General features: G+C 52.0%; 11 protein-coding genes. 6 read left to right on the top strand and 5 right to left on the bottom strand.

Annotated elements, in window-relative coordinates:
* Nucleotides 1-199: 199 nt before the first annotated feature.
* Nucleotides 200-1,633: a PH domain-containing protein gene (locus EKM99_RS08985; protein WP_125582987.1), complete on the bottom strand. Its 1,434-nt coding sequence runs from the start codon at nt 1,631-1,633 to the stop codon at nt 200-202.
* Complete coding sequence (locus EKM99_RS08980) at nt 1,620-2,099, bottom strand: PH domain-containing protein (RefSeq protein WP_125582985.1); 480 nt, start codon at nt 2,097-2,099, stop codon at nt 1,620-1,622. Before EKM99_RS08980 ends, EKM99_RS08985 begins: the two co-directional genes overlap by 14 nt.
* 410 nt (nt 2,100-2,509) lie before the next feature.
* On the opposite strand from EKM99_RS08980, the gene EKM99_RS08975 reads away from it, so the two are divergent.
* Both EKM99_RS08975 and EKM99_RS08970 read left to right on the top strand, forming a co-directional pair.
* The gene (locus EKM99_RS08975) at nt 2,510-2,950 is read left to right on the top strand and encodes a nucleoside 2-deoxyribosyltransferase (protein WP_125582983.1); all 441 of its coding nucleotides are present in this window, start codon (nt 2,510-2,512) and stop codon (nt 2,948-2,950) included.
* A gap of 473 nt (nt 2,951-3,423) precedes the next feature.
* On the top strand, nt 3,424-4,827 hold the full coding sequence (locus EKM99_RS08970) for a cytosine permease (RefSeq protein ID WP_125582981.1): 1,404 nt from the start codon (nt 3,424-3,426) through the stop codon (nt 4,825-4,827).
* 700 nt (nt 4,828-5,527) lie between these two features.
* On the opposite strand, the gene EKM99_RS08965 is transcribed toward EKM99_RS08970, so the two are convergent.
* Genes EKM99_RS08965 through EKM99_RS08955 form a run of 3 tightly spaced genes read right to left on the bottom strand, consistent with a single transcriptional unit; the run spans nt 5,528 to nt 7,922 of the window.
* Complete coding sequence (locus tag EKM99_RS08965; protein WP_125582979.1) at nt 5,528-6,412, bottom strand: polysaccharide deacetylase family protein; 885 nt, start codon at nt 6,410-6,412, stop codon at nt 5,528-5,530.
* Nucleotides 6,409-6,702, bottom strand: a complete 294-nt coding sequence (locus EKM99_RS08960; protein WP_125582977.1) for a hypothetical protein — start codon at nt 6,700-6,702, stop codon at nt 6,409-6,411. Before EKM99_RS08960 ends, EKM99_RS08965 begins: the two co-directional genes overlap by 4 nt.
* A 2-nt stretch (nt 6,703-6,704) precedes the next feature.
* Nucleotides 6,705-7,922: a glycosyltransferase gene (locus EKM99_RS08955; RefSeq protein WP_125582975.1), complete on the bottom strand. Its 1,218-nt coding sequence runs from the start codon at nt 7,920-7,922 to the stop codon at nt 6,705-6,707.
* Nucleotides 7,923-8,140: 218 nt separating this feature from the next.
* Here EKM99_RS08955 and EKM99_RS08950 point away from each other — a divergent pair, with 218 nt between their 5' ends.
* The 4 genes from EKM99_RS08950 (at nt 8,141) to EKM99_RS08935 (ending at nt 12,490) form a co-directional block, all read left to right on the top strand.
* Nucleotides 8,141-8,383, top strand: a complete 243-nt coding sequence (locus EKM99_RS08950; RefSeq protein ID WP_125582973.1) for a hypothetical protein — start codon at nt 8,141-8,143, stop codon at nt 8,381-8,383.
* A 159-nt stretch (nt 8,384-8,542) separates the two neighbouring features.
* Nucleotides 8,543-10,027 carry a helix-turn-helix domain-containing protein gene (locus EKM99_RS08945; RefSeq protein WP_125582971.1) on the top strand — a complete coding sequence of 495 codons (1,485 nt, stop codon included), beginning with the start codon at nt 8,543-8,545 and terminating at the stop codon, nt 10,025-10,027.
* 590 nt (nt 10,028-10,617) lie between these two features.
* Complete coding sequence (locus EKM99_RS08940; RefSeq protein WP_125582969.1) at nt 10,618-11,979, top strand: DUF2252 domain-containing protein; 1,362 nt, start codon at nt 10,618-10,620, stop codon at nt 11,977-11,979.
* A gap of 133 nt (nt 11,980-12,112) precedes the next feature.
* Nucleotides 12,113-12,490, top strand: a complete 378-nt coding sequence (locus tag EKM99_RS08935; protein WP_125582967.1) for a MarR family winged helix-turn-helix transcriptional regulator — start codon at nt 12,113-12,115, stop codon at nt 12,488-12,490.
* The last annotated feature ends 159 nt before the right edge of the window (nt 12,491-12,649 follow it).

Here is a 12,649-nt window from a genome sequence, read left to right as displayed (position 1 = left end):
GGCGTGAGTGAGCCAAATTTAGGTTCAGCCGTGGGATTTTCCAAGTGAACTACTTGGAAAATGGCGACTTTGAAACGCGGTCCTGGCGGTTCAAAGCGAGCTGGCAGACCGCTTCTCAGGCTGGTAGCGTCCTGCCCACAGCGTTCCGGCCTAAATTTGGCGAACGGTAAGCCGGCAGTTCAACGCAATGTTGCCAGCGTTACGCCTGTTCCAAGTACCAGGTGTAAATGTCGTGAGCAGCGGTGGCGGAGAGGTACCGTAGATGGATGGCTTGATTGCCGTTCCCACGACGGACGTTAACGGTGAGGTGAGCGAGCTGGGTGCGTTTCATCCAGACGGAGCGTTTGAGCCTCATCGACTGAATCTTAGTGACGGGCACGTAGAACACTTCGCGGGTCCAGAAATGGCCCGTCTGCAGTCCGAGCATTCGCGGCGTCACCAAGTTACCCGCCGTATTGTGCGCGGCGTACTGGCCTTCGAGGGCGGCAATCGGCAATAAGATGAGCCCCAACCAGCCCCAACTAGGCAACAACCACCACAGTAAGGCCACGGGCAGAGCGACCAGCAACATGGCATTCCGAATTTGATACCAGCTGTGGGGGACCCGTAACTTACCAAGGTCGGGGTGTTTTTCCGGCAACCAGTTGATGAACGGACGCATAGTGGTGTAGGTGGCTGGCGCTGAAATTACGGGCATAATCACCAGGTCGTTGTCATCGTCACTGCTGGCAGCCTTGGAAGCCAGCAAGACCTGAACCGTTTGCAAATGCAGCCATTGCCGCAAAATATTTTGCTTGATGCGCACGGCTTGCAGGCGGTTGAGCGGGGCCGTGATGGTGTTGCGCTGAAAGAGCCCTTTGGCCGTGACCAGGTTATCGGCTTGGCGGGTCAATTCAAAGTGGTAGTAGCGGGTCAGCGTCCACAGAAATGCGCCCAACCAAGCTACTAGAATGATCACGATGGCACCGCCAATTAACAGGACGGCCGCCACGTGACTGGCATCCGCAATCAGGTTATCGGTCAGTGAACGGGGAATTTTGTTGTACAGTCCTAAGAGCACCAACAGAAACGGCACAAAGATGAGCGATGTTAGGCCAAACTTCACCAAGTCACGCGTGTTGATTTGGTAGTGGGGGCCTGAGACCTCACCTGTGACGGCGCCGGTGTCGTCAGTTGGCACGGTTGCTTCCGGTGTTGTCGTGGCCGCTTTGCGGTAGCGCTCGATTTTCGTGGCGACCGTGATGGGGACCGCGGCTAGTCGGGCTTCCGGTGCGTGATCGGCGTGGCTAGCCGTTTCGATCAAGACCTCTTCCAGCTTAAAGGGCTTCAGGTAAAACCACTGTTTGCTTTGCACCGTTTGAATGCGGGAATAGGGGATGTGCTCATGGTGCCGCACGAAAATGCCGGAATGGATGACGATGGCGTCGGCATCAATCATGTAGGTCAACGTGAGCCATTTGGCAAGGGGCATGATTAGAAAGGCGCCAATCAGCGTCACGAGAATCGCCCAAAACCAGATGGAATCGTGGTCCGGATTGGTGAACAGAATGATCACTAAGTACCAATAATCCTTGATTGATTTCGCAATATGTTGGATGAGTCCCAGCGGATGGGTGCGTTTAGGCTTGGTCATGGCGGGCCTCCTGCGCCAACCGCATGATTTGTTCACGGAGACGCTCAGCTTCGGGTAACTCTAACCCTTCAATGTCGTGGCTGGTGGCGGCGGTGGCGATGGACACCTTGGTGAGCTTTTGCCACTGCAGGAGCGGTCCGGCATTCAAGGTAACGTTCTGCACGCGGGCAATCGGAATCGCGACCCGCTTTTGAAAAATGAACCCCGATTGCATTTCCACGGCCAAATCTGTGATTTGATAGCGGGTAAACCGGTAGCGGTAGGGGATTAAGCCCAGTTCAATGCAGGGCTCGATCACCGTTAGGATCAGGCCGAAGACCAGGACCCAGACGGACCAATCCCAGAAGGTATACGTCAGCCAAAGCAGGCCGCTGATGACTAGTAAACCCACCAGGCTCCCCAAGGCGCTGAAGCCCCAGATGCGCTTGATGCGCGGGGGTAATTGATGATTTTTCGGTTGTGCCATGTTGAAACTCCTCCCTGTAATAATCCTAGTGTAGCAAGCCTGCGGGGCGTTGGCAACAGTGGTGGGGAAAAGGAGCCAATGGTCGTGCAATAAGAAATTCTATGAAAGCGGTTCGTAAGCAAACTGGCAAAATAATTGAAAACTCGTGGCAACCAGTTTTCACGGGACGTCAAACGGTTAACGTAAACGGTGTGCCGCAAATTGGTGATTGACGCCGGATTTTCAAGTCCGTATAATAGTTAACAACAACCAAATAGTCCTTTTAACTTAGTCCCGTGAGGCTAAGAAAGGTCCGGTAGAAATCACTTTTTTAAGCAAAACTGTGAGCTAGCGGCCAGACTCCTTACGGGATCCGGCCGCTTTTTTCATGGCCGGGCGGTTGAAATGAAAACACTGGAGGAGTTTTATTCATGGCACAGATTTACGTAGCAAGTCCGTTCTTTAGTCCCGAGCAGGTCGACCGGGTGGAACGCCTAGAGGCTGCTCTGGCAGCGAATCCCACGGTGACCGATTTCTACTCACCACGTCTGCATCAGGACGCGGCCAACGAACAATTCACGAAGCCATGGGCCACGGAAATTTACCACCGTGACATGGACCAAATCGCGGCGGCCGACGTCATCGTAACGGTCATCGACTTTGAAGCGAAAAACCTAGACTCGGGCACGGCGTACGAATTAGGCGTCGCCACGATGAGCAACAAGCCAATCCTGGCCCTGCAGGAAAAGGAAGAGGCCGTGAACCTCATGATTACGGAAAGCATGCACTGGTACACCAAGCAAGTTGAAGACTTCAAGACGTACGATTTCGGAAAATTGGCCAAGGGCGAATTTGTTGGGGAGATTCTTTAAGCCGTTGCTGAATGGGGGAGTGCTGGTTGGGTCTTGGCTAAAGGCTTTCGTGATAGGCGTTAAGAGCTGGTTTTGGGGGATGTGGCCAATCACGAGTCGTTTTTGGCCACAATTAGCATAGTTCTAATCAGCAAATAGCTGAACGATGATTGTATGGCGGTTTAAACACGTGTTGACTAAAGTATTGGTGACACTTTGTGGAATGAGCAATGGCAAGAGTAGGGAATAGGGATTTGGTGGTTAAACAAGTGTTGGCCGCAGGGCGGGGGAAAATGAGCCAAGCCGTGGGAATTCCCTTAGCGACGGGCTTTGTCGGTTAGGGAACTGCTATCTTTGAGACGCGATAGCGGCTCAAAGTAAGCTCGGAGACCGTACTTTGGCTCTGAGCGTGCGCCCACAGCGGTCCGGTCTCATTTTCCCCCGCCCGGAGGCCCGGCCAACGCCAAGTTTAACCAAAGAAAGGTGAAAAAACCATGGCACAAGAGGTTAAAACAGCTGCAAGCACCAAAGCAACGCCCGAATTTGGCCGGGTAGAGTCGATTCCCATGGCCCACCGGCGGATGTCGAATTGGGATATGTTTGCAACATGGATTGGCGCGAATGCCAATAACGGAACGTGGTACATCGGTGGGGTCATCGCGGCCTGTGGCTTTGTCACGGCGTCAACGACCCTGGTGATTGTCGGGCTGTTATCCTACGCGTTGCTGGCAGTGGCCAGTTACATGGGATACCGCACCGGGGTACCAGCTATGGCGCTTACTCGCGCGTCATTCGGCTTGCGGGGGAGTTTCATTCCCTCCGCAATCAACGTGATTCAATTTATCGGTTGGGCGGCAGTGAATACGTTTATCGCTGCAACCTCAATCAGTTACATCTTTGGCGAGCTCTTCGGTTGGCCACTGTACGGGAAGCCGGGCGGCGCATTTGGCCTGATTGTCGGCATCCTAATCATGAGTGTCTTGCATTTATTAAGTATTTCATTAGGGGAAAAGTCGGTCCGCATGATTGAACGGGTCGGCATCATCCTAGTGGTAGTCTTCGTCCTGTGGGAATCTGTGGTGGTCTTCCGGACCGTCTCCTTCCACGAAATTTTGGCTTGGGAGGCGCCGGCTAACTTGCGGATGTCGTCTGGGGTTGCGGCCGATACCTTGGCGGCGTTCAACTTAGCGTGGGTCACGGCAGCGTCCGACTTTAGCCGCTTCACGGCCAAGAAGTCCGCGGCGACTAAGGCGTCATTTCTGGGGGCCAATTTCGGCCTGTTCTGGTTTGCATTCATCGGCCTGTTTGCCACGATTGGCACGGCCGTTTCCCTGAACCATTTCGACCCGAATAACTCGGATCCTAGTACCGTCGCTGCAAAATTAGGGCTGGGCGTGCTGGCACTACTCGTGATTGTGTTGACTAGTACCACCGCCAACGCCGTCAACTTGATGTCGGCGGGGTCCGCGCTGACCAACATGACACACCGGTTGTCGCTGAACGTCAGCCTGTGGATCGTGACGATTGCGGCCACGTTGGTCACCTTTATCCCGGTGTACCTGGCAAGTTTCCTGGACGTCTTTGAAACGTTCCTGGACGGTATCGGTATGTTCCTGGGACCAGAAATCGCCATTTTCTTGGTGGATTATTTCTTCTTGAAACGCAAGCACTACCAGTTGGGCGAATTCACCAAGGTGCGCGGCGCCTACTGGTATGCGCACGGTATCAATTGGGTGGCCGTGGCCAGTTGGGCACTCGGCGTGGTCGCCTACTGGGGCTTGAAACAGGTGCCGGTCATTGCCACCACGGTGGGGGCCACCTTCATTGCGATGGCAATCACGGCGGTCATTTACTGGGTCGGCATGCGTGTGACCCAACCCAAAGTTGTGAACGCTTAGGTTGTTAAACACACGGGTAAGTGTATTCGGTGACTTGAAGCCACTTTCAAGCAATGGTGAAATTAGCGTACACCTATCAGCGACAAAAAATAAACGGCCACCCGTCAGTCCTTTGCTGGCGGGTGGCTTTGTTTTGCGGGAGATTTAACCGATTGGTGAAAGCTACTGAGCATTCTGATGTTGGTGTCTTCAGTTATGACAAAGTCTCAATGACGTAGTGGTGTAAATCACTGCGATAGCATTGGGTATGAAAAATCCACGGCTGAGTTTAAATTTGGCTCACTCACGCTTACAGAGACTGTGGCCAATTATGGTGGCCAAACGTTGCCAGCCCAGCGATGGACACCTCAATGTCCTGTTGAACAACAACCATAACCGGAGGAGGACAGAGATGGAGACAGCTGTGTCGACGGTGTTAGCTGGGAACCAGCTTACAGCGTGGGACGCGTTTGGAGCCTGGCAAATTTTGGCAGGCTTCAAACCGAGCCGGAGGACCGCTCCGCAGGCCGCAGGCGCTCCCCACAGCAGGCGGAATCTCTGGCAGCCGCAGGTGGCAATTTTTACGGATTTTGTGGATGGAATCTCAGTTAGCTGGGCCTTTATAGGTTCTTTCAGCTTTGTAAAATCAACAAAAAATGGCATCACAGCCAGGCCTCCTAGAGACCGACTGTGATGCCATTTTAAACTGTTCTGCTTGCAGTTACTTAAACCAAGCGCTGATGGACGGCCAGCTTTCCTGATTGATGATCATTCGTGGCGTCTCGTTCAGGTTGGTTTGGTTGGTCACAATCCCGGAATCGAGCGTTGCCACCCAATCCAAGTCCTGTTGGGCCAAGAAGTTGTTGATCTGTGCGTTGCCACCACCATATGGGTAGGCGAACGATGTTGCGGTGACACCTGTGTGCTCCTTAAGCTCAACCGCTGACTTAGCAAAGTCGCGTTGGAATTTGCCAAAGTAGTGGGGCTGTAGGAAAACGGGTTCCATCTTTGCGGTCAAATGGTGCAGGTTGTGCGTGTGCAATCCCAGCGTCATCAATTGACCGGCGTCGTCTTGCGCCTGCTTAATTTGTGACCAAGTTGCCATTTGACTACCTTCCCGATATTCGCCGGTATTCCCCGTAATCACAAAGGCTGTGAACGGAAAGTTGTAGTGGCGCATCACCGGAATGGCGTTGTCGATCACGCTCCGGTCGATGTCGTCAAAGGTGAGCACCGCGTATTTGCCCTGAATGGGGCGGTGCGATTGGACCATCCGTGCCATAGTGGTCGCCGAGATGACCCGAACGTGATGTTGCTTGAGGAACTTCATCTGTGCGGCAAAGGCACTCGCTGGCACGTTAAATTCATGCAGTTGGGAATTGTTGGATAATTTTTCGGCAATTTCCGTGGTCATAGACGTTTTCAAAACGCGGTGGTAACAGAAAACCATGATGCCGTTTTTCATTTTTTGATAACGCGCAGGTAAGGCGTAACTGGCCTCGGTGTCCTGCTGTTTGCTGGCTTGGTTTTCGTAGGTCCAGCCCAGCGTGAAGACCAGCGTCAAAAGCAGGACTACCAGGAGTCCTTGGCGGAGGTGGCGTTTCATGAGCGGGCCTCCTTAGTCAAGTGGACCCACCGCCACCCGCAGTACACGGGAACGATGAGCAGCATCAGGCCAATCAGGAGCAGAATGCTGTTGTTGGCGTGTGGTTGCAGGTTGAGCAACAGGTAGAGACTCACCAGGCCGTCGCTGTACCAGCCCAGTGTGAAACTGATGTTGGCAAAAACGACTAAGGCGACGAAGAGCCACAGGGCAATCAGGACGATTGCGCGAATCACGCGGCTCAAGCGGCTAGTTTGGTGCCGCACGATTGGATCAAAATTTGGTATTTTCAAGATTATAACCCCCGATCTGGACTGCGCCAGGTCCCTTTACGTTGTGGACTGACGAAGTAAGAAGCAATGGCTGACAGGCAGCTGACCAAGTTGACCATCCAGTAGTAGAGCACGTAGATGGGCACCAGGAGTAGTTCAGGGCCAGCTAAACGGGCGGTCATTTGTGAGGCGAAGAAGCCCACGGCAAATTGAATGCCGCTGAGTGCCAACAAAATCAGTAGTAAGTTGCCATCCAGTGAGAGCCCGTGGAGAAAGACCAACTTGAGGCTGTAAGCCAGGACGCTGAGGGCCGTGGAGACTGCCCAGATATTGCTGACGACTGTTTCTAACAGTAGAAAGCGTTGGCCCCAAGGATTGCGGTAAAAACCGCGCCAGTTGGTGACCAAGACTTCCAGACCCCCACGAGACCAGCGTTGCCGTTGCTTAATCAAGCCCCGTAACCGTTCAGGAACCAGAATCCAGCAAATGGCCCGTGGCTCGTAGGCGACGCGCCAGTGGTGCCGGTACATCCGCCAGGTGATGTCGATGTCTTCGGTCATGACGGCCGGATTCCAACCACCGACTTGTTCCAGTGCCTCGCGCCGAAACGCCACGATAACCCCGGAGACGGTGGTGATGGAACCCGTCAGATAGGCTTGAGCCTTCTTGATTAAGTCGATGACCCCAATGTATTCAAGTAATTGTAGTCGACCTAAGAGGTTCGAGCGATTGCGGACGACCGGTTTCCCCGTCACGGCGCCGTAATCTGGCTGAGAGGTCAACGTGGTGATGAGTTGGGTCACAGCATCCGGTGCCAGCAGGCTATCGGCGTCGATGCCAACGATGTAATCACCCTTAGCCGCCTTCAATCCTTCGTTTAAGGCGTTGGCCTTGCCTTGATTAACGGGTAAGGCGACGATGGTCATGGGAACCGCGGGCCACTGGGCTTTTAGGTCAGCCATGATGGCTAAAGTATTGTCACTACTATAATCATCGATCAATACCAGTTCGTATCGTTCATAGTTTAGACCGGCTAAAGAACGGACAGCTGCGTCTAGTGTGTCCGCCTCGTTATGGGCGGGGACCAGGATGGACACGAAGGGTGCTGCTGCATCGCTAACCAGTGTCCGTGGTTGGCGGCGGCGCAAAAGGCCTGAAAACAGACAACCCGTGATCCAAATCACAGAAACGAAGATCGGATATCCCACCACAAAGGCGGTATTTAGATTGTTAAACCACATAACTTATTATTCTCCCCCAGAATTTAACCTTATTAATTAGCGGCTATCAGCATACCACAGCAAGGGAAAGAATGGAAAGGCTAAAATGAAAAATGACCAAATCATAAACTTTCATAAATTTAATTTTGAAAACGGCATTTAACGAGCGGGTGGTAGCGCCTCTCGGGGAAGACCGTGTTAAACTATAGAAGAAATAGTAAACGGAAAGGGTGACCGAAATGATGCAGCAGATGCCAATTTTACCATTAGTTGAGCGCTTGACAGAGGGTGAGAGCGTCACGTTATCAACTGACAAAGGTCAGGATGTCCGGGTCTCACCAGAGATTGCGGCGGGCAAATTGACGGGGAACTTTGTCAGTACCCTGTTACCAGGCGTCCGGTACGACGATCCCCGGATCATATTAAAGGAAACATTAGCCAAATTTGACGAGCAGGGTGTCACCATTACCAGCATTGATTAATTTTGTCCCACGTTTCAACAATATAGACTTGGAGAAACGAAAAGAGCCTGGTTTTTGTCCCAGACCCTGTTTCAGCAATATGGCGTTGGAGAACCAAAAAGAGTCTGGGCTTATGTCCCAGACTCTTTCGCAATATCTGGCACGACGGGGGAGAGAGAGTTGAAAATTGATTTTGCCATGTTAACGGAACGGGACGTTTTAAAAATCCAGCTGTTAACGTTCATTCAAGACCAGGATGGTGAATTTAGTCTGACTGAGTTTGCAACGACGGCCGACGTGAGTTACTCGCGCGTGTATCATATTTTGTTGAATCTGCGTCATGATCTACAGGAGCTGGATCCGGCGACTGTTCTGACCAAGGACTATCTGACAACGACCGTCAGCATGGATGGCTATCGCCACTGGTTGTATCGCCAGAGTATTCCGTACCTGGCCATTTTAGCGACCTTAACTGGCGAATACCCACAAACGGCGGATTTTTGTGCCGCCTATGACATCAGTCTATCCACGTTGAATCGGCGATTGCGGCCCATGAAACACCAGTTGGCCCAGTACAATTTACAATTGGCTGCGGGTCAGCTACGGTTGACGGGCAACGAGACGTTGATTCAGTTACTCTATTTTATGTTACTGACCACCACGTTAACCACGACGGCGGAGTTGCCACCACTACCAGCGAAAGTTAAACCATTACACGATTCGCTAGTCAAAACGTATACGAATCCGCGACTCTATCAGGATTCTGCCAGCTTGCAACAGCGGCGTGATTTAATGATGACAATTGCGTTGCAACGGCTGAGTCAAGGCCATCGGTACGCAGCGCTACGCTTTCCGCTTGCACATTTAACAGATTTGCGGCCGTTGGCGGCGAAATTTCAATCCCAGTTGAGTGATACGCCACAGCAGGCACTGACGGAACTGGCGACGCTGGATTACGTCTTAACCAGTTCGCCGTACTTTATTCGGGCGTTACAGCCCAGTGCGTTGTCCCGCCTGTATCACGGCTTGCATCATCAGAACGGCCGCTACCAATTGGCACCGGGGATTGCTGAGCTGCAGGACTATGCGACTGGGGAAAACTGGTTTGCCAACTGGCTGTTTGCATTGTGCCAATTCATGCTCCTCTTCCGGGTCGATCCACTGCTGCGTCCGGAAATCACGGCCCTGTATCAACCGACAGCCGCGTCTTCAGCGGCGGCGTTGGAGATTGCGGAGGGGATGAGCCAGCTGTATCCCGACCGCGTCAGCAAGATTGATTTGCGGCTAGTGCAGCGCTACTTGAGCAAATATACCAACGGTCTGACCCTGACGGCGGCAAAGGTCGAAATTCTGGTGACCTACGACATGATTGGGGTGACCACGGATATTTTCAATCGACTGTTGAGCGGGGTGGTTCACCTCCGCCTCCTGACCGATCAAACGGAAATTGCGGCTAGTCAGCGCGCCAATTACATTGTGGTTTACGGTGTTGACCCGCTTGCCAGAGACTTTGCCCAAAAACATCAACTAGAATCTTTTCACTGGGTAAAGGAATTGGCTTATGGCGAGAACTTGGACCGGCTGATTGTTAAATTACGGCATCACGAACTGTCGCTATTTGCGTTAGACTTCAACAATCATAGCCATCCTTCTATTGAGGACTGAGCTTGGTAACATTGTGCCTGCCGGCTTACCGTTCGTAAAATTTAGGCTGCCACACGTTTCGGCAATGAAAAATCGCCGAACCAAATCCCACGGCTGAGCCTAAATTTGGCGAACTCACGCCTACGTTGGTGGGCAAACTGATACGCAGACGATATATGCCATCACAAAATTGTTGGCATGGGGGATGGCTTAGCTATAGATGGGTTCGTGGTTTTCAGAATTTCTTTGTAATGGTGAACAGAATTGCCAGCAACTATCCGGTTGCTGTTCATATAATATCGTGTAAAATTTCCAGAGGCTGTGACGGATGTCGCAACCTTTTTTATTACCAAACTTTATATTACTGGAGCAGGCGTGCAACTTGCTTTGAACCGTCAAATTAGTTCACATGGATACCCCGGTGAAACCTAAATTCACGTCACTCAAGTTCACGTTGCATGGGTCAACGACTAATGGTTAAAGGCAGCCGCAGGTGACTTGTATCGACAATCCGTAACTCCCCGCTAGTTGTCACGATCTTTTACGGCGACCATTTCAGAAATCCCGCAATTGCGGTAAAATGGTAACAATTAGAAACGGGAGGTGGCGTCATGACGCCAGCAACTTTTAGTACCGGACGGGTCCAGGTGAATAAAACCATTGCGGAGCTCCGCGACTTGGGAAAGGCGGCCAGACTTAAAGTGCCGTTTGAACAACTGGGTGCGTACACACCCACGAACCGGGATGCCAATCAGATGATGGATCGGGTGCGGCAACTGTTGATTCCAGAACTCTTGCCAGAACGGACGCAACGGATGGGGGCCTCAGCCTTCGCCTTCTTCCGGGGAACGGCTGAATTGATGGAAGCTGATTTGGGTGCGCAGCCTGATTCGACCATCTCAACGTTCACTTGTGGGGATGCGCACATTGGTAATTTTGGTTTCTACGCCTCACCAGAACGCCGGTTGCTGTTCGACTTGAATGATTTCGATGAAGCGGGCATCAACCCCTGGGAATGGGATTTGAAACGCCTATTGGTCAGCGTCCTGCTGGCAGGTCAGGCCAATGGTTTCAAGGACAAGAAGCTGAAGCAATTTCTACCCACGGTGGTTGCCAGTTATCGCAAGAGCATCAAGAAGATGTTTGAACAGACTACGTTAAACCGCTTCTACCCAACGAACGAAGTGGAAAAATTAGTTCAGGACAGTGCGTTGGACGAAGACAATTCCAATTTGCTAACGGCCATTGTGGGTCGCGCCAATAAGCGGGATTCGGAACAGGTCGTTCGGAAGTTCACGACGCTCGATATCCGCGGCAATCTGTGTTTTCGGGAGAACGCGCCGCGGACCACGCACGTGGATGATGACTTCACCAGCCACATTGCGGCCTACTTCTCGGCTTATCGGCAAACGCTACGGCCAGATGTGAATTTATTATTGTCGCAATACCACATCACGGATGTCGTGCGTCACAGTGTCGGGGTGGGGAGTTTTGGCTCACGTTGCTACTTACTCCTGCTGACCAGTATTGACGGTTCCCACTTAGTTTTGCAGGTGAAGGAAGCCTTGCCAACGCGGCGCCAGGGGAGCAAAGAAGCCACCCGTATCACGGTAGCGCTGGAACAAACGGAAGGTCAGCGAATCGTCGATTGCCAGAAGATTTTACAATCGGCATCTGACCCATTTCTTGGTTACTTTGCTGGCACTGAACAGAGTTTCTACGTGCGCCAGTTCCGGGATATGAAGGAATCCATTGATTTAACCCAATTGGACTGGGATCAATTTCAAACGTACGCCAACACCTGTGCCTGGACTTTAGCAATCGCCCATTGTCAGAGTCCAACGGCAGCCATGATTCGTGGGTATCTGGGGAGTGGCAAGAGTCTCGACGAAGCACTCGCCAATTTTGCCTGGGCGTACGCGGAACAGGTACAAGCAGACTACCAGTCATTTATTTCCTACCGACTGGCCTGATAAATCACCACGAAACTGTGGTGGGTGGTATAATGTAAGCGGATACATTACAAAAGAAGTGGGTCCTTTTGAACACCATTTTTTGCGGATTACTGAGTCTCGGTGACCAGCAGTCTAGTGGGAGGCGTGCAGGATGGCAGATCAGGAAAAATTGCAACAGTTGACGCAGATATACAGTCTCGTGACGCAATGCTATAATCAACCGGTGGCGGGGTTGGCGATTAATTTGCCGCAATGTCAGCTCATGCGTTTCGTGGCAGCGGAGCATCTGTCGGTCGCACAGGTGGCAGAAAAACTTGGCTTTTCGGCAACGCGGACGTCAAACTTAGTGGTAGACTTGTGTAAACGTGGCTACCTGAAACAACGGGTTGCGCCGAACGACCGGCGGCGACGCTATCTAGGACTGACGCAATTGGGTTTTGAGAAGCTAGGGCTGATTGACCAGCAATTACCAAACGTTCTGGAGTCGACGCTAACGGAATTGCGCGGCACAACTCAACAGATTGGGTAGTGGCTTGAGGGCAACGCGAGAGTTTGGTTGGTACATACTAAAAAAGAAAAATCGGTGAGCCGAGGGGGCTTACCGATTTTTTGGTTCTAAAATATCTGTTGTTGGTAATCAAATGAATTTGATTACTGGCAACGGATATTTTTGTATAATCAAAGAATG

Source organism: Levilactobacillus cerevisiae, assembly GCF_003946245.1.
GTDB classification, from domain to species: domain Bacteria; phylum Bacillota; class Bacilli; order Lactobacillales; family Lactobacillaceae; genus Levilactobacillus; species Levilactobacillus cerevisiae.
This window is presented reverse-complemented; position numbering and strand designations above follow the sequence as displayed.